Below are 21041 nucleotides of genomic sequence, written 5' to 3' on the forward strand. Positions count from 1 at the left end.
GGCCCATATCATAGGATATGGGCTTTTTTTGTATATTTTATAGAAATTTCCGAAAATTCAAGGTATAATATTTCTGCAACCGAAACTTTTGGGGGGATTATATGACTGCAACAGCATATTCGTCAGTATGGGATTTAGATGTCTTTTTTAAGGGTGGAAGCAACTCAGCTGAATTTCAGCAGCATTTACAGATAACAAGAAAACATATCGATTCATTTTCTAATGTGATACATAAATGGGAGCCTTCAAACTCCGCTGCAGATGCCGCTGAAATAAGTGAAATTATTGAGCTATTTCAGCAGACAGCAAGAAAAGTGCGCCAGGCTGGTGCTTTTGTCAGTTGTCTTCAGGCTCAAAATACCGAAGACAAAAAAGCGAAAGATCTGAGAGGGGCAACTACGGAATTGAGTGCAGGTTTTCAAAATGCTTTAACTGTATTTGATCAGAAACTGGCAAGTTTAGATCAGAGTGCATGGGAGCAAATAATAAATGATGAGGATTTGCATGAACTATCATTTGTTTTAAGCGAACGCCGCGAAAAAGCCTCGGAAAAACTTTCGCAGGAGGAAGAAACGGTCATTAATGCGCTTGCAGTTGATGGTTATCATGGCTGGGGCCAGATGTATGACGTAATAGTAGGAAACATGAAGATTCCCTGCACTGAAAATGGGGAGATAAACCTGCTCTCAGTTGGACAGGCTGCCAATAAGTTTTCAAGTCCTGACAGGAAGTTGCGCAAGGATGTTTTTGATAATTGGGAAAAGGCATGGAATAGCCAGTCTGACTATTTATCCAAGACCCTGAATCACTTAGCCGGCTTTAGATTAAATATATATAAATTAAGAGGATGGAATGACTTTCTAAAGGAACCGCTGGACTTGAACAGAATGAAAAAAGAAACCCTTGAAATAATGTGGGAGGTAATTGCCCGTCATAAAGCACCTCTTATTAAATATTTGGAGAGAAAGGCAAAGCTTTTAGGTTTAAAAAAATTAAACTGGTATGACCTGGATGCGCCTCTCTCTGAGGCTGAAACGAAATTATCCTATCAGGAGGGTGCGGAATTTATCCTTGAGCAGTTTGATCAATTCGGAGAAGAGATGACCTCCTTTTCAAGAAAAGCTTTTGAAGAAAAGTGGATTGAAGCAGAGGACAGGCCAGGAAAGGCGCCAGGCGGTTTTCATACTTACTTCCCTGAAAGCAGCCAATCAAGAATCTTTATGACATACTCAGGGACACCCTCTAATGTTTCCACCCTGGCACATGAACTCGGGCATGGTTTCCATACATATGCAATGAGAGATCTTCATTTGCTGAATAGGAATTATGCTATGAATGTTGCAGAGACGGCTTCTACTTTTGCAGAAATGATTGTCTCAGATGCAGCAGTGAAAAATGCGGGATCAGAAGAAGAAAAACTGGCACTTCTAGAAGATAAGGTACAAAGATCTGTTGCACTTCTAATGAATATCCATGCGAGATTCCTGTTTGAAACAAGATTCTATGAAGAAAGAAAACAGGGAAATGTAAGTGCTGACCGTCTGAATGAAATCATGGCTGCAGCTCAAAAAGAGGCTTATGGCGGCGCACTTGATGAGTATCATCCGTCCTTCTGGGCTTCAAAACTTCATTTCTTTATTACTGGAGTCCCATTTTATAATTTCCCATATACTTTTGGATATTTATTCTCGCTTGGAATCTATGCACAGGCACTAAAAGAAGGGAAAGGATATGAGGAAAAATATATTGCATTATTGAAAGATACTGCATCGATGACAGTCGAGGATTTAGCATTGAAGCATTTAAATGCTGATTTAACCAGACCTGAGTTCTGGGAAAGCGCCGTTCAATTATGCATGGACGATGTGGAAGAGTTCCTGGCATTAACGGAAGATAAATAAAATGGAAGCCGCGCTCTTAGTTTGAGCACGGCTTCTTTACATTTTTTTCAGTCTGAATGGGCTTATCATTAAAATTGAAAGTATCAGCATTATGAAGAGGAATACAGGTGCAGGCCAATAAGGAACTGCCAGAAAACATAAAGTGGCGAGGCATCCTGCAGCAGTTATTGGCAGACCGGTAAAATAGCCGTTATTCTCAGTAATGTTAAAACGGGCAAGCCTTAAGGCCCCGCATCCTATATATAGAGCAGTCAGGAAGGACCCGGGTGCCCCGAATTCATAAAGTACTCCTGTATAAAGGAGTAGTGCAGGTGCTGCCCCAAATGAAATAATATCACTCATCGAATCCAGCTGCTTTCCCAAATCCGATTCGATATTCATTTTTCTTGCTGCCATTCCATCAAATCGGTCAGCAAGGGCTGCAATAAAGATCAGCAGCACACTCAATTTCAAATTGCCATTAATAGAAAATAAAATAGCAAAGCAACCTAAGAACAGGTTAGACAGAGTTAAGATATTGGCTGTCTGCGCCTTTAGCTTTTTGATGGTTATATCAAGAACATCCTGAAAAAACATATTAATCACTCCTTGCACCAGGAATCACAGATTGCAGACGTTAGAAAGGTTTCTAACAGCTATGTTGGGAACTAACAGGAAGGATAGAAAATAGAAGTAATCCGCAAATTTATGAAGGTAATAATAAAAAAAGAGCCAAATCTGAGGAAGTCTATGGCAAACTTAGTTTTATATGTTATATAATAATATTTTATTCTATGCTTTTTATGCCTGTTCGTAAAGAACATATTTAGTTAGGGGGCATTTCCTTTGTTAAAACCTGTATATCGACTGCTGATTGAATTGACAAATGGAAGATGGACTTCCGGTATACTTCAGAAATTTGCACAATCAAATTTGAGCAGAAGGGTCATTCCTTCATTTTCAAGAATTTATAATATCAATGAGAGTGAAATGGAAAAAAAACTGCATGAATATCCAACACTTCATGAGTTTTTCATTAGAAGGCTGAAGGATGGTTCGAGAGTAACGGATGCGAGTCCTGATTCAGTGGTAAGTCCTGTAGATGCTGTAATCGAAAATATTGGGGATATCCGGGAGGATCGTATAATTACCGTAAAAGGGAAGAACTATTCCATCTCTGAGATGCTTGGTGCAAATAAAGCAGGTAAATATGCAGGCGGCACTTACATAATCTTTTATTTAAGTCCAAGCCACTATCATAGGATACACAGTCCGGTTACTGGAAAAGTAGCAGCTCAATGGTTCCTGGGGCTGAAATCTTTTCCGGTTAACAAATGGGGTTTAAAATATGGAAGAGAAACGCTTTCTAAAAATTACCGGAGCATAACTGAAGTTCGATATGGTGATGCTGAGATAGCTATTGTAAAGGTTGGTGCTATGTTTGTAAATTCCATTGAACTTACGCATCAAGGTGACCAGCTTGAAAAAGGAAAGGAAATGGCCTATTTTACATTTGGCTCTACCGTCATTCTTCTGTTTGAGAAGGGAAAATTCGAACTTGAGAAGTCAATTAAGACGCCAGCTCATATTAAAGTAGGGGAGCGGATTGGAACCCTGATGTGAATGTACAGGCTAGCTGTTTCGAGTTTATATATGAGAATAAAAAAAGCCCTTTTTAGGGCTTGTCCATTTTTAGGATGTGACTTTTATTCTGTTTGATAGTGAACGCCGGTGGATTTCTGTTTCAATTAAACGGATAAAGTCTTTGCTAAGCTGCAGTTCCTTTGCCTTATAATAGGATTCGATTAATAATTCATCTGACAGTTTACGCATTCCTGTCCCACCTCCAGGTACTTGATATTTCAGTTCTAAAAGAATTATTTTATACATATAATGTAAGATTTATGTTGTACCCCTACTCTAGCAAAATAAAACGGTTAGAACAACTGTTCTCTTATCCACAGGAAACCGTGGATAACCTGTGATTATTTTGTTCATAAAAAGGGAAAAAGTATTAAAATCATAATGGATTATGTGCATAAAGTTATCCACAAGGATTAGGAACAGTTGACTTTTGTCGAAAAATTTTTATTTTACGGGTGAATAACAAGTATTTCGTCCAAATTAAGTGAGTTTTGAGTGTCTTTCCTCATTTTGTGGAATCGTATAAATAGAACGGCCTGATTGTGTCCGCCATAGTTTACTTTTGAAAGAGCGAATGAAATTGGGTATGATGAAATCGGCGTTTTTCTCTATCGGAAATTTTGCAGACTGCGTGTTACAAGAGACCGGAAGTAATTTGAGGGCATTTGCCGGACAATATGAATAAATGATTGAGGTGTAAATATAGTGTTAATGCATTTTTTGCCTAATCAGCATGTTAAAAATATATTTGAAATAACTCCACACAGTTTACAGGAAAAGGGAGTTAAAGGGATAATCACGGACCTGGATAATACTCTAGTCGAATGGGACAGGCCGAATGCAACACCAAAGCTGATTAGCTGGTTTGAGGAAATGAAGCAAAGCAACATCAAGGTTACCATTGTGTCAAATAATAATGAAAATCGTGTTAAGGCTTTTTCCGATCCCCTTGATATTCCTTTTATTTATCAGGCAAGAAAGCCAATGGGCAGAGCCTTCCGAAGAGCATTGACTGAAATGGGACTGAAAAAAGAGGAAACAGTGGTGATTGGGGACCAATTGCTGACTGACGTGCTGGGAGGAAACAGAAGCGGGTTCCATACCATTTTGGTCGTACCTGTAGCTCAAACTGACGGTTTTGTTACGAAATTTAACCGGCTGGTGGAAAGACGGATTTTAAATTGGTTCAGAAAAAAAGGAATGATTCAGTGGGAGGATTAAAAAGTGAGTGAAGAACAATTTGTGTGTGTAGGCTGTGGAGTGAAAGTTCAGATAGAAAATCCGGATGAATTAGGTTATGCTCCTCAATCAGCTCTGCAGAAGGAAACAATTATTTGCCAGCGCTGTTTCAGGCTAAAGCATTATAATGAAGTTCAGGATGTAAGCTTGACAGATGATGATTTTCTGAAAATCCTGAATGAAATTGGACAAAGTGATGCACTAATTGTGAAGATTGTAGACATTTTTGATTTTAACGGCAGCTGGCTGCCAGGGCTTCACCGTTTTGTTGGCAGCAATAAAATCCTGCTTGTTGGAAACAAAGTTGACCTGCTTCCAAAGTCCGTGAAAACAAACAAGCTGATTAACTGGATGAAGCAGGAATCAAAACAGCTGGGGCTGAAACCGGAAGAAGTGTATTTGGCAAGTGCTGCAAAAGGGTACTCCATTAGTGAAATTGCAGCAGCCATCGATCACTACCGGGAAGGAAAAGACGTTTATGTAGTAGGATGTACTAATGTAGGAAAGTCTACTTTCATTAATAGAATATTAAAGGAAGTAACAGGTGAGGGCGATGTAATCACAACTTCCCACTTCCCGGGTACGACACTTGATATTATCGAGATACCTTTATCTGACGGAAAGGCTCTGGTGGATACTCCAGGAATAATAAACCATCATCAGATGGCCCATTATGTAGATAAAAGGGATTTAAAGGTGATAACACCTAAAAAGGAGATTAAGCCTAAGGTTTACCAACTGAATGAAGAACAAACTCTATTTTTTGGCGGATTGGCAAGGTTTGATTACATTGCAGGCGGCCGGCGCTCATTTGTTTGCCATTTCTCCAATGAATTAAATATCCACCGCACAAAAACAGAGAAGGCGGATGAACTATATGCTAATCATGCAGGAGAAATGCTTACACCTCCAAGAATAGAACAGATGGAAACATTTCCGGAGCTTGTGAAACATGAATTCACAATTAAAGAACCGAAAACAGATATAGTATTTTCAGGACTTGGCTGGATTACGGTAAATGAGGGTGGGGCCAAAGTAGCTGCATATGTTCCTAAAGGTGTCCATGCCATGATGAGAAAGTCATTAATTTAGGCTGTGCACCTGCATTTGCTTACGCTTTTCAAAAAGGGGTGAGGGTGTTTGAAAAAGCTGTTTGGAGTGATTGGGGATCCAATTTCCCACTCGATGTCCCCCGCTATGCACAATGAATTATTTAAGACTTACAGCATTGATGCACATTATCAGCCATTCCATATAACCAGGGGGAATCTGGCTGATGCTGTCAAGGGGTTTAAGGCAATCAGAATTGCGGGTTTTAATGTTACAGTTCCCCATAAGGAGGCTATCATCCCTCTTTTAGATGAACTGGATCCCCTGGCAGAGGCAATTGGGGCTGTTAATACAGTTGTCAATCAGGATGGTATGCTTATAGGCTATAATACGGATGGAAGCGGGTTTGTACAGGGCCTGCTGAATCAAATACAATCAATTAATGGCAAAAAGGTGCTGATAGTGGGGGCAGGCGGAGCTGCTAGAGCGATTTATTTTACCATTGCTAAAGAAGGTCCGAAGCTTTTGGATATTTGCAATCGGACACCACAAAGGGCTGAACAAATTAAAACTGATTGTCCATTTCAGGTTCCTTCTCAAGTGCTGAACCGGCAGGACGCAGAGGAAAGTCTGGAAACGTACGATTTAATTGTTCAGACAACATCAATCGGGATGCACCCTGAAATTGGCCAAAGCCCGCTTTCAGTCCATAAGCTTAAGCCTGGAGCTTTTGTCAGTGATATCATTTATAATCCGCTCCAAACCAGGCTTTTAAAGGAAGCTGCCGCAAAGGGCGCGGGTATTCAGAACGGAATAGATATGTTTGTATATCAGGGGGCACTGGCCTTTGAAATGTGGACTGGCATTGGGCCGGATATTGAAATAATGAGAGAAAAGGTTTTAAATCAGCTGGGAGGATTAGTATGCTAACAGGAAAACAAAAGCGTTTATTGCGATCAAAAGCGCATCATTTGAACCCGATTTTCCAAGTGGGAAAGGGCGGGGTTAATGAAAATATGATTAAGCAGGTAGGAGAGGCGCTCGAAGCCCGTGAATTATTAAAGGTTTCAGTTCTTCAAAACTGTGAAGTAGACAGAGACACGGTGGCACAGCAGCTGTCAGAAGGTGCAAAGGCAGATGTTGTGCAAATCATCGGGAATATAATAGTTTTATACAGAGAATCAAAAGAAAACAAACAAATTAATCTGCCGTAAGCTTCCAGTGACTAAACTGAATGCATGGAGGAGTGTAAATGGAAAAGGTAGGCATACTTGGAGGGACCTTTAATCCGCCTCATTTAGGCCATCTCATTATTGCGAATGAGGTAATGTCTTCCCATGGTTTGGATGAAGTCTGGTTTATGCCGAATCATGAGCCTCCCCATAAAAAGAGGTCTGATAATGTCAGCAGCAATGATCGAATAAAAATGCTGGAACTGGCTTTGTATAATCATTCCGGATTTAAATTGGAGCTGATTGAGCTGGAGCGGGAAGGTCCTTCTTTTACCTACGATACGATCAGGATTTTGAAGGAACACTATCCTCAAAAGCAATTTTATTTTATTATTGGAGCTGACATGGTTGAATATTTGCCCAAGTGGCATAACATTGATAAACTGCTTGAACTGATTACCTTTATTGGAGTAAGGCGGCCATCTTACAATCTGCATACTCCGTATCCGATTCTATATGCCGATATTCCTGAAATGGGTATATCCTCAAGTATGATCAGAAACCGTGTAAAGGAAGGCGGCACTATACGCTATCTGGTACCGGATGCCATAAGGAGCTATATAAAGGAGAATCATTTATATGAATCGTGAAACAGCACTAGCTATTGTAAAGGAGCAGCTGACTGAACATCGCTACCTTCATACAGTCGGTGTGATGGAAACAGCCATTAAACTTGCAGAGAAACATGGTGCTGATAGTAAGAAAGCTGAATTAGCAGCCATTTTTCATGATTATGCCAAGTTCCGCCCTAAGGAAGAAATGAGGGGAATTATCATTAAGGAAGGTATGCCAGCTGAGCTTTTGGACTACAATAATGAACTTTGGCATGCTCCTGTCGGTGCTTTTTTGGCTGAAAGAGAAGCAGGAATCCGCGATAAAGAGGTATTAGATGCAATAAGATATCATACTTCAGGGAGACCGGGAATGTCGCTTCTTGAAAAGATCATTTATCTTGCAGATTATATTGAACCTGGAAGGCATTTTCCGGGAGTTGACGAAGTTCGTGATTTAGCAAAGACGAACTTGGACAAGGCTTTAATAAAATCTGTCCAGAACACTATCATGTTTTTAATGAAAAAAGGGCAGCCTGTTTTTCCGGCTTCCTTCCAAACTTATAATGACCTTGTAATGAATAAGGAGGATTGATTAAATGACAGAAAATACAATGCTGATGACGGCAGTAAAAGCAGCGGACGATAAACGTGCAGAAGATATAACGGTTCTTAATATGAAGGGCATTTCCCTGATTTCGGACTACTTTCTCATTTGCCACGGAAACTCTGATAAACAAGTGCAGGCAATTGCTCGGGAAATGAAAGAAAAATCAGAAGAGCAGGGGTTTACTGTAAAGCGAATGGAAGGCTTTGATGAAGCCAGGTGGATTCTGGTTGATATGGGTGATGTAGTTGCACATATTTTCCATAAGGATGAGAGAGGCTATTATAATCTTGAAAGACTTTGGGGCGACGCTCCGGTCGAGAACGTTCAGGGCATTCTTAACCAATGAGTTACGGAAAGTTCGCTTATCTATATGACAGGCTGATGGAAGATGTTCCGTATGACAGCTGGATTAAATTAGTCAAAGAAAAGCATGAAGAATTTAATGTTTCCGGAAAGAAATTGCTGGATCTTGCATGCGGCACAGGACAGCTTTCAATAAGGTTAAGTGAACAGGGCTATGATGTAACAGGTGTCGATTTATCAGAGGATATGCTCGCAGTAGCCCAATCAAAGGCTGAGCAAAAAGGTCTTCAAATCCCATTTTTCCTGCAGAACATGGCAGAGCTTGAAGGGTTTAGTGAATTTGATATCATTGGCATTTTTTGTGATTCTCTGAATTACCTGGAAACAGAATCAGATGTGAAGAACACATTCAGCCGGGTTCATAGTCATTTAAAAAATGATGGCCTATTTATCTTTGATGTCCATTCCATTTATAAAATGATGCAGATATTCATGAACCAGACATTTGCTGAAAATGATGAGGAAATTTCATTTATCTGGCACAGTTATCAGGGGGAATATCCCAATTCTGTAGAGCATGATCTTTCATTTTTTGTTCTGGACGAAGAAACTGGAAAGTATGACCGCTATGATGAACTTCACCTGCAGCGTACTTATCCTATTGATCAATATAAAAGCTGGCTTGAGGAATGCGGTTTTGAACTTGTTGAAGTATCAGCAGATTTTGAAGAAGGACCGCCAGGCAGCCAGGCAGAACGAATCATTTTTATTGCAAAGAAAAGGCATTAATTAAAAACAGCCGGTTTTATTCCGGCTGTTTTTTTTAAAAAATGCAGGATTATTTCTATTAATATCGAATAGCTAATGGAGAGAGTACTGCTTTTTTACTTCAAGAAGATCTTCATCAAACTTTGAATGTGTAGCCTGGAATAAGTGTTCAAATATGCTGCCGAGCTCGGCTTCAAGAATTTTAATTCCCTCTCCTGTAATTCCTCCTTTGACACACACCTTCTCCTGCAATGTAGGCAATGTATAAAAACCTTTTTTCAATAAGTCCCCAAGCCCTATCAGCATTTCTCCTGCAAGCTTAGTTGCTGTTTCATTATCAATTTCCGTTTCAGCAACTGCCGCATCGATGAAACGCTGTGTCAAATAGCTGAAAAAGGCAGGTCCGCAGCTGACAATATCCGAAGAAACCCTGGTAATTTCCTCCTCTATAAAGACAGGCGTGGAGATGCTTTCAAAAAGCTTGTTGAGTTCCCCTTTCCATTGTTCGCTGCACTGGTCACCGAATGATAATAATGAAACCCCTGATAAGGCCCTATTTGTTATGCTTGGAATCGCCCTCGCTGCTGAACAAGGCACAATAGATTCGAGCTGTTTTACACTAATAGGGCTGGTTATGGATACTACACATTTATCTTCTGACAGGACCGGCGAAATATCCTGAACGACATTATAAACATCATGAGGCTTAACACAAATAAAGATCAGCGAAGAACGATGGGCAGCCTCTCTTGCATTATTTACAACAGTAATTTCCTGATGCGTTTCTTTTATTTCCATCGCTTTTGCCACTGTCCGATTGGTTATCGTCAAGCTGGCCGGAGAAATGGCTCCCCCATCCAGGAAGGCCTCGGTCAAAATTCTCCCCATATTACCTGTGCCTATAATTCCGATTTTCAATGCTACATCCCTCCTTAAAAAAGCAGGCTCTCTCATATAACGATATGTATCAAAAAAACATTTATTCCAAAAAGAAAGGATGAAACTATAGTGACCGAATGGATAAAAACGTATAAATTTTACATTGCAGGAGGGGCGATCGCATTGGCTGCACTCCTCTATTATTATTTGGCTCCCGTTCCTGAGACTAAAGTATTTCCTGAGATTGAACAATCAATTGCAATGACTGAAGAAGAGGGTAAAGAAACAGCGGGTGATATGCAGGCTGAACAGGCGCCACTGCTAATGAAAGCAGATGTTAAAGGCGCAGTAAAAAAACCGGGAGTGTACGAAGCACAGCAGGGTGAAAGGGTAATAGACCTGCTGGAAAAAGCAGGGGGACTGACGGAAAAAGCGGATAGCGCTAAAATTAATTTTGCCCTCAAAGTTACAGATGAAATGGTGATCTATGTTCCGAAAGAGGGGGAAATTCCAGAAGAGGCTCCGATGGGGGGCGGGATTTCCGAGGGTAAAGGACAGCAGGATAGCGGAAAGGTGAATATAAATGGTGCAGATGAAGCAGAATTGCAAACATTGCCGGGGATTGGCCCCTCTAAAGCTGCTGCGATAATTGAACACCGCGATACAAATGGATCCTTTAAGGCAATTGAGGATTTAAAATCTATATCAGGGATAGGGGATAAAACCTTCGAAAAACTCAAAGATCATATCAGTGTAAACTAATTTCATCCCATTGACCTTCTTTAGCTTGAGGCTTACACTATTGAGAGAAAAAGCTAAGAATTCAGGGCATGTATGCCTGTATAAAGGGGAGAGACAGATGGACCGGATTTCCTGGAACCAATATTTTATGGCACAAAGCCATTTACTTGCTTTGAGGAGCACATGTACAAGGCTTGCGGTCGGGGCAACAATTGTAAGGGATAAGAGAATCATTGCGGGCGGCTATAATGGATCAATTGCCGGTGGTGAACATTGTGTTGATGAAGGCTGCTATGTTATTGATAACCATTGTGTCAGGACTATTCATGCGGAAATGAATGCGATTTTACAGTGTGCAAAGTTTGGGGTGCCGACAAGTGATGCAGAAATATATGTAACTCATTTCCCTTGCCTTCAATGCTGTAAAGCAATAATACAGGCGGGGATCAAAACAGTTTACTACGCGCAAGATTATAAAAATCACCCTTATGGAATTGAACTCTTTGAGAAGGCCGGAGTGAAAACTGTCCAGGTGGCAGCTGAAAAAGTATCGTTCGAAGACAGCATACAGGAGAAACGTGATTTTATAGAAGATTTAATTAATGAGCTTGAAAAAAACGGTGAAAATCAGGACATTTTGAAAAGCTATAAAGAAAAAAAGGACAAGCTGTTTCAAAAATAAAGGCCATTGACAGGAGCAGTATCTATCTGATAAGGTGCTGCTCCCTTAAAAAAACTAAAGGAGAAATGATATGAAAGGCAGATGGATCTACGCAGCGGCTGCCTCGCTCCTGGGGATTTTGACATCTTTTTTTCATCCGGCAATTGCTATCATTTTTTCTCTTCTTGCCCTATTCCTCGTCAAAAGAAATATCTTGGTCAAAAAGAACATGACTATCCTGATTTTGATTTATCTTGCCTTTTCCATAAGAAGTGAAATAGCGGAAGAATATAACAGAACAAGTCTTAGAGGAAATGAGAGAAATTTTGAAATTGCCCTGTCAGAATCAGTAAAGATAGATGGGGACCTTCTCACAGTCCAAGTTGAATTGACCGAAAAAAAAGAAAAGCTGGCTGCCAGGTATAAGATCAAATCCGAAACAGAACAAAAATTCCTTTCAGACTATCTTAAGATAGGAATGACATGCCGGGTTAATGGCACCTTGCGGATTCCTCCCGCATCCACAAATCCCAATTCCTTCAGCTACAAGGATTACTTAAATCATAACAGTATTTTTTGGATCCTCGAATTGGAACAATTAGACCTCTCTGATTGCACCTACAATAAAAGCACCATTATGTTACCTATTTTGAAAATGAGAGAAATGGGAACACATTATATTTTAGACCATTTCCCAGAACAGACAGCTCCGCTGGCAATCGCCCTTATTTTTGGCGATCGGAATTTTATAGAAGAGGATACTATTGCTTTATATCAGAAAATCGGTATTATTCATTTGCTTGCCATATCCGGCCTTCATGTAGGAATGCTTGCTGGAATGTTTTTTCTGGCGGGAATACGTGCCGGAATTACGAGAGAAAAAGTGACTGGCATCTTATTCGCGGGTCTGCCTTTATACGCAATCCTGACCGGTGCTGCACCATCTGTTCTGCGGGCTGTATTTATGATGATGGTGGTTTTGCTTGCAAAGAAGCTGAGAGCACCTATTCAATTAGCCGATGTTATCTCCATTGTGTTTGTTATCTACCTTTTCTTCTCCCCTTTTGTTATCTATAATGCGGGGTTTCAGCTGTCTTTTGCTGTTTCCTTTTCACTTATACTGTCAGCACCAGCCATCCTCAGGAAATTCACTCATCCCTTCGCTGCTATCCTGTCTGTTTCCTTTATTTGCCAGGCAGCGGCCATTCCGATTCTCCTTTGGCATTTTTATGAAGTATCGGTTATTTCCGTATTTGCCAATCTGATCTTTGTGCCTTTGTATTCTTCAATAGTCCTACCTTTGGTATTAATTCTATTCATTATTGATTTGTTAACAGGAGGGAGGGCTGATTTCTTACTTAGTGTTTTTGAAAAAATAATCGTTTTTCTTAATTGGGCTGCTCAAATGCTTTCGGCCATTCCTAATTCGACCCTTATTCTTGGCAGACCATCACTGGTGCTGATCATCATATATCTTCTGCTGATTCCCGCATTCTTTGCAGGCTGGGAAAGGTCAAAAAACAAAATAGTTACTAAGTATGGTATCCTTCTCATCCTTCCTATATTAATTCATTACTTATCAAATGTGCTGACACCCTATGGTGAAATTACATTTATTGATGTTGGGCAGGGTGACAGCATTCTGATTAAGCTTCCGTTTGGGAGAGGGAATTATTTGATAGATTCAGGAGGCACGCTCATGTTTGAGACTGAGGATTGGAAGATGCGAAGCGATCCATATGAAACAGGTAAGGACACAGTAGTGCCTTTTTTAAAAAGCAAAGGGATTAGTAAAATAGATAAATTTTTTCTCACTCACGGGGATATGGACCACATTGGCGGAGCATCAGCTGTTCTGAGGGAAATAAAGGTAAATTCTATTGTTTTCCCGCGGGGAGCTGAGTTCTTGGAAGCTGAAAAGGATTTAATGGATCAGGCAAAAATTAACAAAAGCGAAATTATCTTTACAAAAGCCGGAGATAGCTGGCTCATAGGAGATTCCGTATTTCAAGTTTTGTCCCCGTTTGGCGGAGAGATGGGGGAGGTTGTTGGAAAAAATGATGGATCAATTGTCCTTTTTGCCCAAGTGGGAGGTTTAAGCTGGCTGTTTACCGGTGATTTGGAGGAGCAGGGGGAAGGTCAGCTCATTAAGTCTTATCCCAAACTAAAAGCGGATGTTTTGAAAGTTGCACATCATGGAAGCAAAACCTCCTCAACAGATTTGTTTCTCGCCGGAGTGAAGCCGCGGATTGGCGTTATATCTGCAGGCGCGAACAACAGGTATGGGCACCCTCATAATGATGTAATGAACAGGCTAAATAGCTATAATGTAAAAGTTTTGAGAACCGATAAGCAAGGAGCAGTTACTTACTTTTTTAAAGGGGATTCAGGAACCTTTTCAGTGCAGCTTCCATAGTATATGTTAGAAAGCGTAATACTTTATCGCAATTCAGCCAAAAAAAGAGGCTGCCAAGGCAGCCTCAATGTGTCAGCGGTATGGTGACACATTACTTTATGTAGCCATTAAGCTCCTAAAAATTTAATGACTGTTGCAATAATAAATAACGTTGCGAAGAAACCGAATGATACGATGAATCCTACACCAGAGTCGATTGCATCATTACGTTTGCTTTGGACGTTCTTTTCAAATTCGTTCACAGTCTACCCCTCCTATTTCCTATATAGTATAAGTCATTCAATTGAAAAAATCTAGAGTTCCCCTGCCCTTTTCCTGCATTAGCAGGAGTTGTCACAAATATGACGAAACATCAAGGGGAAAATAATAACCAAGGGTGCACCGCAGCTTCCTGAGTTTCCCGGGCCTCAGGAATGCAGCGTTCTATATAGATTGGAAATTGGCGTTCATCCGGGCGCCAATTTCTTATGTCTTGTCAAATTGCCATCGCTTCTTTAGGATATATAGTGAATATATTGAATGGCGAACGGAGAGAAGAAATTGGTTTTTGATATTTGGAACAGAATTAAAGCGAAAAGTTTTGCTCCTATTTATTTATTATACGGAACAGAACCTTATCTTATAAACGAAACGAAGCAGCTTCTGATCAACAATGTGCTTAGCGAAGACGAAGCTGATTTTAATTTATCCTCTTATGACCTTGAGGAAACCCCTATTGATACAGCTCTTGAAGATGCGGAGACATTTCCGTTTATGGGTGAAAGAAGACTGATCTTTTTACATAACCCGGTTTTTTTAACGTCAGAGAAAACGAAAGCTAAACAGGAGCATAATCTGTCAAAGCTTGAAGCCTATATGAAAGAACCTGCTCCATATTCTGTGGTGGTATTTTCCTCATCTGCAGAAAAACTTGATGATCGGAAAAAAGTAACGAAGCAATTGAAAAAAACGGCTGCGGTTCTTGAGGCAAAGAAATTAAATGAAGGTGAATTGAAAGTCTGGATCAGGGAGCGGGCAGCATTAAACGGTGTGCAAATTGATGAATCGGCTGTTGAGCTGATTTTGACATTGGCAGGTGCCAATCTGTTTATTTTGACTAACGAGATCGATAAATTAGCCCTATATGCGAATGACACAAAGCGGATAGATGAACAAATGGCAGAAAAAATGGTATCACGTTCTTTAGAGCAAAATATTTTTTCCCTTGTAGATAAGGTGGTTCACCGCAAAATTGAAGAAGCTCTGAGAATTTATTATGATTTATTAAAGCAAAATGAGGAGCCCATTAAGATTTTATCTGTTATTACAGGGCAGTTCCGTTTGATTTATCAGGTGAAGGAGCTTGCCAGGAGAGGCTACGGCCAGCAGCAGATTGCAGGCTATTTAAAGGTTCATCCTTTTCGGGTGAAGCTTGCGGCCGGACAGGCTCAGCTGTTTGCAGACGAAGAACTTGCAGCAATCATAAGCTTGCTTGCTGAAGCAGATTACCAGATGAAAACAGGTGGCATGAATAAGACCATGCTGATTGAAATGTTCCTGTTTCGTCTGCAAAGTCAGGCCCTGAGAAAAAATCCTCAATAAAAAAAGCGGTCCGCATTTGGACCGCTTTTTTATGTAAAATAAAAGGCTATCCCTTAAGATAGCCGATATCTTTAAACATTACGCATTTAAAGAGTTCATTTTTTTCATTAAACGAGACTTTTTACGGGCAGCAGCATTTTTGTGGATAAGACCTTTTGCAGCAGCTTTGTCCAGTTTACGAGCAGCATCAGCGAAAGATTCAGTTGCAGCAGCAGAATCGTTGTTTACGATTGCAGCATCAACCTTCTTAACAGCTGTACGCATTGCTGATTTAACAGTAGCGTTTTGAGCGTTGCGAACTTCGTTAGTTTTAACACGCTTGATAGCAGATTTAATATTTGGCATTCCATTCACCTCCTGAAAAAGCATCGAGATTCTATAACTCGACATTCACATTCATAACAAATTTCAGAACAAGTGATATTTTATCAAACACGGGGGCATAATGCAATACTCTGTAATCAAATTACTAAAGGATAAATTGGGAAGTTCAATCTTATTCTGCATGTTTTTAGATTTTAAAGGCAAAGATAGTATATATCTGAATTTTAGTGTATTGTCTTTATTTTCCAACCTAATAAGCTGAGAATGTGAGGGATACATATGAAGGAATCGATAGATTTAAGCCAATATTCAGTCCGAACAGACCTTGCTATTGAAGCAAGGGAAATGGTAATCTCCGGCAGGCAGAAAGACAATGTTCATCAGCAGGAGAATCTTTCCCAAATAGAAGGCGTAATAATTAAAGAAAAAGAAGAAAACGATATAAAAATTTCCTTTGTTGAAGTAACAAAGGAAGGTGCCGAGGCATTGGGGAAAAAAGAGGGAAAATATTTGACCCTTGAAGTAACGGGCATACGCCAGCAGGATACGGAGCTGCAGCAAAAAGTGGAGAATGTGTTTGCAAGTGAATTTTCCCATTTTATCAAGCAGCTGGGTATTAATGAAGATGCATCATGTTTAATTGTCGGTCTGGGCAACTGGAATGTCACCCCAGATGCGCTGGGTCCGCAAGTTTGTGAAAACTTGCTTATTACAAGACACCTCTATCAGCTGCAGCCTGAAAGCGTTGAGGAAGGCTACCGGCCAGTAAGTGCTATTTCCCCGGGAGTGATGGGGCTGACCGGGATAGAAACAAGTGATATTATCTATGGCATTGTTGAAAAAACAAAGCCCGACTTTGTCATTGCTATCGATGCTCTTGCTTCCCGATCAATTGAGAGAGTCAATTCTACCATTCAAATTTCGGATACAGGGATACATCCTGGTTCTGGTGTCGGGAATAAACGCAAAGAAATCAGCAAAGAAACTTTAGGGATACCTGTCATAGCAATTGGAATTCCAACAGTTGTTGATGCCGTGTCCATCACGAGCGATACTATTGACTACATTCTGAAGCATTTCGGAAAGGAAATGAAAGAAGGCGGCCGCCCATCACGTGCCCTTGCTCCTGCAGGAATGACTTTTGGGGAGAAGAAAAAGCTGACTGATGAGGACCTGCCGGAGGAACATCATAGAAAAACCTTTCTTGGCATGATTGGAACCCTGCCTGAAGAGGAGAAGCGGAAGCTTATTTATGAAGTACTCTCGCCTTTGGGTCACAATCTTATGGTGACGCCAAAGGAAGTGGATGTATTTATTGAAGATATGTCAAACTTGATTGCTAACGGTTTGAATGCTGCGCTTCATCAAAAAGTGAATCAGGATAATGCCGGATTTTATACAAGGTAGAAAATACCTGTTCTATCTTCTCTAGCAAAGTCATAACATTTACTAGACTAGCAAGGAGAGGTGGAACAATGAAACCTTTTAAAACGAATGGACTTGTAGTAACTATTCAAGGGACAAGCTTGCTGAAGGCAATAGGCGGATTTCTGCTTTTTCTATTTATGATATTTTCGATAAGCGGAGCATTAACTTCATTAAAGCCAGAATACAGAATCAGTTCATCTTCCGTAAATTCTGCTGCAAACAGCCTGACAGGTGAAATGCTTTATCATTTTCTCGGATGGGAAAATCACTCATTTCTCCAGGGAGTTTCTGAAAGCAGTTCTCACCCGGGCTTTGCCAATTTAATTTTTGAGTTATCAACAAATGTCAATTTGGATGATCCCAGAAGTCTTCTGGGGAGGGAGCTTCCCTTTTTCTCAATTTATGACAGCAAAATACTTGTTGCAGGTGAAGGAACGGATTATACAAACATGCCGGTGGAATCATCACCGCCTATCGAAGTGCTGATGGCAGAGCAGGAGGCAGCCCTGCAAAACACCGAAGGGCTTGAGCCGGATGGTGATTCAAAACAGTCGAAAACACCGCCGATGTCTACCGGAGATAAAAAACCAGTCTATGTTTATTTTTCGCATAATACTGAATCCTATCTTCCTTATCTAAAGGGGGTAACCAATCCGGATGCCGCTTTTCATTCCAAAATTAATGTGACGAAGATTGGAGACAGGCTTAAGGAAGTGATGGAGAGTAAAGGGATAGGAACCTTTGTTGACAAAACAGATATCCAGGGAAGTTTAAATACGAAAGGATTAAATTATGGAAGTTCCTATCAGGAATCCAGAGAAGTTGTCCAGGCTGCAATTACGTCCAATCGGGATCTGACGTATTTAATCGATATTCACCGTGATTCAAAAAGAAAAAAAGATACAACAAAAGAAATTAACGGTGAGTCTTATGCCAAGCTGGCTTTTATAATTGGAGGAAATAATCCAAATTACGAAAAGAACTTAAAATTTGCAAAAGAGCTGCATGATAGATTGAGCGTCAAATACAAAGGATTAAGCAGGGGAATAATGAAAAAAGAAGGCGCAGGGACGAATGGCAACTTTAATCAGGATTTATCAGGCAATGCCATCCTCATTGAGTTTGGGGGAGTCGATAATACGTTTGAGGAGTTAAACCGTTCAGCTGAAGCGCTCGCGGAAGTGTTCAGTGAATATTATTGGCAGGCAGAGGAAGTGAATTCACCGGCTGGCGGTGAATCAGAAAAGAAATAATATTAGGATGATGCGAAATGAAAATGTTTATGCTTAAAGCTTTTTTTCTGGCAGCTCTTATGTTTGTATCTGTGTTATTCGGAATGCAGCAGGCAAATGAAGGAATTCACAGAATGAAGGGCTTCCAGGACAGTGATTTTAAAAGTGCGCTGACTATAAATGAAACCGATGAAGGTGAAGTTCAGGCATCTGTCCTGGGGAATGATATGTCAAGCCATGATTTGCAGCAGAAAAGAGAAAAGCTTGAAGAAATGAAAGCGTACAATATCTTTTCATCTTTAGGAAAAAGCATATCCGATGGCATATCAGAGCTGACAGAAAAATCGGTCGCATTCATCACAGACTTAATAACAGGGAATTAGGCTGCTCAGGAGTGCAGCCTAATTTTTTTTGAAGATTAATGGTGTAAAGCTTAGCATTGAATCTTCACAAACCTACTGATATAATCAAAAATAGTGTATAAACTAAAAGGACTATTTAAAATTGACCACACTTAGCCCCAGGCGCCTGTTATTAGGCGCTTGCGCTTTTCTATAGTAGGAGTTGAAATATTAACAATGAACAGTGAAGAGAGATTAAAAAGGCAAGAGAAAATAAGGAATTTTTCGATCATTGCGCATATTGATCATGGAAAATCCACATTGGCCGACAGGATTCTTGAGAAGACCAATGCGCTGACGTCACGCGAAATGAAGGCTCAGCTCTTGGATTCCATGGATCTTGAAAGAGAGCGCGGCATTACGATCAAGCTGAATTCCGTTCAGTTAAAATATAAAGCCAGAGATGGAGAGGTATACACTTTCCACTTAATAGATACGCCAGGGCACGTCGATTTTACCTATGAGGTATCCCGAAGTCTTGCAGCCTGTGAAGGAGCCATTCTGGTTGTCGATGCAGCTCAGGGGATTGAAGCGCAAACTCTTGCGAATGTTTATCTGGCCCTGGATAACGATCTTGAGATTCTTCCAATCATCAATAAAATTGACCTGCCTAGTGCGGATCCGGAGAGGGTTCGAAATGAGATCGAGGAAGTTATCGGCCTTGATGCTTCAGAAGCAGTGCTTGCTTCAGCAAAGGCTGGAATCGGAATTGAAGAAATCCTTGAACAGGTCGTCGAAAAAGTGCCTGCTCCAACAGGGGATCCGGATGCCCCGCTAAAGGCACTTATATTTGATTCCCTTTATGATGCATACCGCGGTGTAGTAGCCTATATTCGTGTGGTAGAGGGGACGGTAAAAGTAGGGGACAAAATTAAAATGATGGCAACCGGCAAAGAGTTTGAAGTTACAGAGGTTGGTGTGTTCACGCCAAAATCCACGCCATTGCCTGAATTGTCTGTTGGGGATGTTGGTTTTTTAACCGCTGCAATTAAAAATGTTGGAGATACACGTGTGGGGGATACCATTACAAGTGCGAAAAACGGTGCGGCTGAAGCTCTTCCTGGATACAGAAAGATGAATCCGATGGTTTATTGCGGACTATATCCAATTGATAGTGCCAAGTTCAACGACCTGCGTGAAGCACTTGAAAAGCTGGAACTAAATGATTCTGCCCTTCAGTTTGAACCGGAAACTTCACAGGCGCTCGGATTTGGATTCCGCTGCGGTTTCCTGGGATTACTCCACATGGAAATCATCCAGGAGCGGATTGAGCGTGAATTCAAAATAGATTTGATTACAACAGCACCAAGTGTTATTTATGATGTTATCATGACAGATGGCACTGAGGTTAAAGTAGATAATCCGTCCAATATGCCTGACCCACAGAAGATTGACCGTGTGGAAGAACCTTATGTAAAAGCTACAATGATGGCGCCAAATGATTATGTGGGAGCCATAATGGAGCTTTGCCAGCAAAAACGCGGAATCTTTATTGATATGCAATACATGGACGAAACTAGAGTAAACATTATATATGAAATTCCTTTATCAGAGATTGTATATGATTTCTTTGATCAGCTGAAATCCAATACAAAAGGATATGCATCTTTTGATTATGAATTAATTGGATATAAGCCATCTAAACTTGTTAAGATGGATATTCTGTTAAATGCAGAAAAGGTAGATGCATTAAGCTTTATCGTCCATAAGGACTTTGCTTATGAAAGAGGAAAAGTCATCGTTGAGAAGTTAAAAGATCTAATTCCCCGTCAGCAGTTTGAGGTTCCTATTCAAGCCGCAATCGGCCAAAAAATAGTAGCCCGCTCAACCATTAAAGCCATCCGCAAAAATGTATTGGCTAAATGCTACGGCGGAGATATCTCCCGTAAGCGTAAATTATTGGAGAAGCAAAAAGAAGGTAAAAAGCGGATGAAGCAGGTTGGTTCTGTTGAAGTTCCGCAGGAAGCGTTCATGGCAGTTTTAAAAATGGACGATAACACACCTAAAAAGTAAAATATTTGCTTTGTTTTAAGAGGTTAGATATGCTGTCATAATAATAACAGCTCTAGCCTCTTTTTATTTAGGAAACTGCTGTATATGA

Annotated in this window: 23 protein-coding genes; 18 read left to right on the forward strand and 5 right to left on the reverse strand. The window is 40.5% G+C overall.

The window, feature by feature from the left end; all coding sequences use genetic code 11:
* Positions 1 to 101: 101 nt before the first annotated feature.
* Complete coding sequence (locus AC6CHU_RS09065) at positions 102 to 1901, forward strand: M3 family oligoendopeptidase (RefSeq protein WP_251283660.1); 1800 nt, start codon at positions 102 to 104, stop codon at positions 1899 to 1901.
* A 36-nt stretch (positions 1902 to 1937) separates the two neighbouring features.
* Here the strand turns inward: AC6CHU_RS09065 and pssA are convergent, their stop codons facing one another.
* Positions 1938 to 2477, reverse strand: a complete 540-nt coding sequence (gene pssA / locus AC6CHU_RS09070) for a CDP-diacylglycerol--serine O-phosphatidyltransferase (protein ID WP_159864863.1) — start codon at positions 2475 to 2477, stop codon at positions 1938 to 1940.
* Positions 2478 to 2726: 249 nt separating this feature from the next.
* Between pssA and AC6CHU_RS09075 the strand changes: the two genes are divergently transcribed.
* A complete protein-coding gene (locus AC6CHU_RS09075) occupies positions 2727 to 3503 on the forward strand; it encodes a phosphatidylserine decarboxylase (protein ID WP_159864866.1) in 777 nt (258 codons plus the stop codon).
* A gap of 69 nt (positions 3504 to 3572) precedes the next feature.
* Here the strand turns inward: AC6CHU_RS09075 and AC6CHU_RS09080 are convergent, their stop codons facing one another.
* Positions 3573 to 3713, reverse strand: coding sequence for a sporulation histidine kinase inhibitor Sda (locus tag AC6CHU_RS09080; RefSeq protein WP_035331211.1), 141 nt, complete (start codon positions 3711 to 3713; stop codon positions 3573 to 3575).
* A gap of 516 nt (positions 3714 to 4229) precedes the next feature.
* On the opposite strand from AC6CHU_RS09080, the gene AC6CHU_RS09085 reads away from it, so the two are divergent.
* Genes AC6CHU_RS09085 through AC6CHU_RS09120 form a run of 8 tightly spaced genes read left to right on the forward strand, consistent with a single transcriptional unit; the run spans position 4230 to position 9298 of the window.
* The gene (locus AC6CHU_RS09085) at positions 4230 to 4745 is read left to right on the forward strand and encodes a YqeG family HAD IIIA-type phosphatase (protein WP_159864869.1); all 516 of its coding nucleotides are present in this window, start codon (positions 4230 to 4232) and stop codon (positions 4743 to 4745) included.
* A gap of 3 nt (positions 4746 to 4748) precedes the next feature.
* Positions 4749 to 5855 (forward strand): ribosome biogenesis GTPase YqeH, encoded by a 1107-nt coding sequence (gene yqeH, locus AC6CHU_RS09090; protein WP_159864872.1) that lies wholly within the window; start codon positions 4749 to 4751, stop codon positions 5853 to 5855.
* 48 nt (positions 5856 to 5903) lie between these two features.
* Positions 5904 to 6743: a shikimate dehydrogenase gene (locus AC6CHU_RS09095; RefSeq protein WP_251283661.1), complete on the forward strand. Its 840-nt coding sequence runs from the start codon at positions 5904 to 5906 to the stop codon at positions 6741 to 6743.
* Positions 6737 to 7027 carry a ribosome assembly RNA-binding protein YhbY gene (gene yhbY / locus AC6CHU_RS09100; protein WP_251283662.1) on the forward strand — a complete coding sequence of 97 codons (291 nt, stop codon included), beginning with the start codon at positions 6737 to 6739 and terminating at the stop codon, positions 7025 to 7027. The genes AC6CHU_RS09095 and yhbY overlap by 7 nt, the downstream gene beginning before the upstream one ends.
* 38 nt (positions 7028 to 7065) lie before the next feature.
* Positions 7066 to 7635, forward strand: coding sequence for a nicotinate-nucleotide adenylyltransferase (locus tag AC6CHU_RS09105; protein WP_251283663.1), 570 nt, complete (start codon positions 7066 to 7068; stop codon positions 7633 to 7635).
* Positions 7625 to 8191: a bis(5'-nucleosyl)-tetraphosphatase (symmetrical) YqeK gene (gene yqeK / locus AC6CHU_RS09110; protein WP_251283664.1), complete on the forward strand. Its 567-nt coding sequence runs from the start codon at positions 7625 to 7627 to the stop codon at positions 8189 to 8191. Before AC6CHU_RS09105 ends, yqeK begins: the two co-directional genes overlap by 11 nt.
* A gap of 4 nt (positions 8192 to 8195) precedes the next feature.
* Complete coding sequence (gene rsfS / locus AC6CHU_RS09115; RefSeq protein WP_251283665.1) at positions 8196 to 8552, forward strand: ribosome silencing factor; 357 nt, start codon at positions 8196 to 8198, stop codon at positions 8550 to 8552.
* Positions 8549 to 9298 carry a class I SAM-dependent DNA methyltransferase gene (locus tag AC6CHU_RS09120; RefSeq protein ID WP_251283666.1) on the forward strand — a complete coding sequence of 250 codons (750 nt, stop codon included), beginning with the start codon at positions 8549 to 8551 and terminating at the stop codon, positions 9296 to 9298. The genes rsfS and AC6CHU_RS09120 overlap by 4 nt, the downstream gene beginning before the upstream one ends.
* 72 nt (positions 9299 to 9370) lie before the next feature.
* Here AC6CHU_RS09120 and comER read toward each other — a convergent pair whose 3' ends face one another.
* Complete coding sequence (gene comER, locus AC6CHU_RS09125) at positions 9371 to 10195, reverse strand: late competence protein ComER (protein ID WP_159864892.1); 825 nt, start codon at positions 10193 to 10195, stop codon at positions 9371 to 9373.
* A gap of 90 nt (positions 10196 to 10285) precedes the next feature.
* Between comER and AC6CHU_RS09130 the strand changes: the two genes are divergently transcribed.
* The 3 genes from AC6CHU_RS09130 to AC6CHU_RS09140 all read left to right on the forward strand — a co-directional run bounded on the left by AC6CHU_RS09130 (position 10286) and on the right by AC6CHU_RS09140 (position 13974).
* Positions 10286 to 10918 (forward strand): helix-hairpin-helix domain-containing protein, encoded by a 633-nt coding sequence (locus AC6CHU_RS09130; protein WP_498121329.1) that lies wholly within the window; start codon positions 10286 to 10288, stop codon positions 10916 to 10918.
* A gap of 97 nt (positions 10919 to 11015) precedes the next feature.
* Positions 11016 to 11579: a ComE operon protein 2 gene (locus AC6CHU_RS09135; RefSeq protein WP_251283667.1), complete on the forward strand. Its 564-nt coding sequence runs from the start codon at positions 11016 to 11018 to the stop codon at positions 11577 to 11579.
* Positions 11580 to 11649: 70 nt separating this feature from the next.
* The gene (locus AC6CHU_RS09140; protein WP_251283668.1) at positions 11650 to 13974 is read left to right on the forward strand and encodes a DNA internalization-related competence protein ComEC/Rec2; all 2325 of its coding nucleotides are present in this window, start codon (positions 11650 to 11652) and stop codon (positions 13972 to 13974) included.
* A gap of 107 nt (positions 13975 to 14081) precedes the next feature.
* On the opposite strand, the gene AC6CHU_RS09145 is transcribed toward AC6CHU_RS09140, so the two are convergent.
* Positions 14082 to 14216, reverse strand: a complete 135-nt coding sequence (locus AC6CHU_RS09145) for a YqzM family protein (protein WP_035331183.1) — start codon at positions 14214 to 14216, stop codon at positions 14082 to 14084.
* A gap of 298 nt (positions 14217 to 14514) precedes the next feature.
* Here AC6CHU_RS09145 and holA point away from each other — a divergent pair, with 298 nt between their 5' ends.
* Complete coding sequence (gene holA / locus AC6CHU_RS09150; protein WP_251283720.1) at positions 14515 to 15555, forward strand: DNA polymerase III subunit delta; 1041 nt, start codon at positions 14515 to 14517, stop codon at positions 15553 to 15555.
* A 78-nt stretch (positions 15556 to 15633) separates the two neighbouring features.
* On the opposite strand, the gene rpsT is transcribed toward holA, so the two are convergent.
* The gene (gene rpsT, locus AC6CHU_RS09155; protein WP_159864906.1) at positions 15634 to 15900 is read right to left on the reverse strand and encodes a 30S ribosomal protein S20; all 267 of its coding nucleotides are present in this window, start codon (positions 15898 to 15900) and stop codon (positions 15634 to 15636) included.
* Positions 15901 to 16158: 258 nt separating this feature from the next.
* Here rpsT and gpr point away from each other — a divergent pair, with 258 nt between their 5' ends.
* The 4 genes from gpr (at position 16159) to lepA (ending at position 20953) form a co-directional block, all read left to right on the forward strand.
* Positions 16159 to 17286 carry a GPR endopeptidase gene (gene gpr, locus AC6CHU_RS09160; RefSeq protein ID WP_159864909.1) on the forward strand — a complete coding sequence of 376 codons (1128 nt, stop codon included), beginning with the start codon at positions 16159 to 16161 and terminating at the stop codon, positions 17284 to 17286.
* A gap of 68 nt (positions 17287 to 17354) precedes the next feature.
* On the forward strand, positions 17355 to 18560 hold the full coding sequence (spoIIP, locus tag AC6CHU_RS09165; RefSeq protein ID WP_159864912.1) for a stage II sporulation protein P: 1206 nt from the start codon (positions 17355 to 17357) through the stop codon (positions 18558 to 18560).
* Between the two features lie 17 nt (positions 18561 to 18577).
* Positions 18578 to 18922, forward strand: a complete 345-nt coding sequence (locus tag AC6CHU_RS09170; protein WP_159864915.1) for a YqxA family protein — start codon at positions 18578 to 18580, stop codon at positions 18920 to 18922.
* A gap of 195 nt (positions 18923 to 19117) precedes the next feature.
* Positions 19118 to 20953: a translation elongation factor 4 gene (gene lepA / locus AC6CHU_RS09175; protein WP_498121334.1), complete on the forward strand. Its 1836-nt coding sequence runs from the start codon at positions 19118 to 19120 to the stop codon at positions 20951 to 20953.
* Positions 20954 to 21041: the final 88 nt, after the last annotated feature.

The sequence above is a fragment of the Cytobacillus sp. GQ23 genome (genome assembly GCF_059758675.1).

Coding starts and splice junctions, on each gene's coding strand:
- AC6CHU_RS09065 (WP_251283660.1), top strand. CDS start 102: ATGACTGCAACAGCATATTCGTCAGTATGGGATTTAGATGTCTTTTTT.
- pssA (WP_159864863.1), bottom strand. CDS start 2,477: ATGTTTTTTCAGGATGTTCTTGATATAACCATCAAAAAGCTAAAGGCG.
- AC6CHU_RS09080 (WP_035331211.1), bottom strand. CDS start 3,713: ATGCGTAAACTGTCAGATGAATTATTAATCGAATCCTATTATAAGGCA.
- yhbY (WP_251283662.1), top strand. CDS start 6,737: ATGCTAACAGGAAAACAAAAGCGTTTATTGCGATCAAAAGCGCATCAT.
- AC6CHU_RS09105 (WP_251283663.1), top strand. CDS start 7,066: ATGGAAAAGGTAGGCATACTTGGAGGGACCTTTAATCCGCCTCATTTA.
- yqeK (WP_251283664.1), top strand. CDS start 7,625: ATGAATCGTGAAACAGCACTAGCTATTGTAAAGGAGCAGCTGACTGAA.
- rsfS (WP_251283665.1), top strand. CDS start 8,196: ATGACAGAAAATACAATGCTGATGACGGCAGTAAAAGCAGCGGACGAT.
- AC6CHU_RS09120 (WP_251283666.1), top strand. CDS start 8,549: ATGAGTTACGGAAAGTTCGCTTATCTATATGACAGGCTGATGGAAGAT.
- AC6CHU_RS09135 (WP_251283667.1), top strand. CDS start 11,016: ATGGACCGGATTTCCTGGAACCAATATTTTATGGCACAAAGCCATTTA.
- AC6CHU_RS09140 (WP_251283668.1), top strand. CDS start 11,650: ATGAAAGGCAGATGGATCTACGCAGCGGCTGCCTCGCTCCTGGGGATT.
- rpsT (WP_159864906.1), bottom strand. CDS start 15,900: ATGCCAAATATTAAATCTGCTATCAAGCGTGTTAAAACTAACGAAGTT.
- gpr (WP_159864909.1), top strand. CDS start 16,159: ATGAAGGAATCGATAGATTTAAGCCAATATTCAGTCCGAACAGACCTT.
- spoIIP (WP_159864912.1), top strand. CDS start 17,355: ATGAAACCTTTTAAAACGAATGGACTTGTAGTAACTATTCAAGGGACA.
- AC6CHU_RS09170 (WP_159864915.1), top strand. CDS start 18,578: ATGAAAATGTTTATGCTTAAAGCTTTTTTTCTGGCAGCTCTTATGTTT.
- lepA (WP_498121334.1), top strand. CDS start 19,118: ATGAACAGTGAAGAGAGATTAAAAAGGCAAGAGAAAATAAGGAATTTT.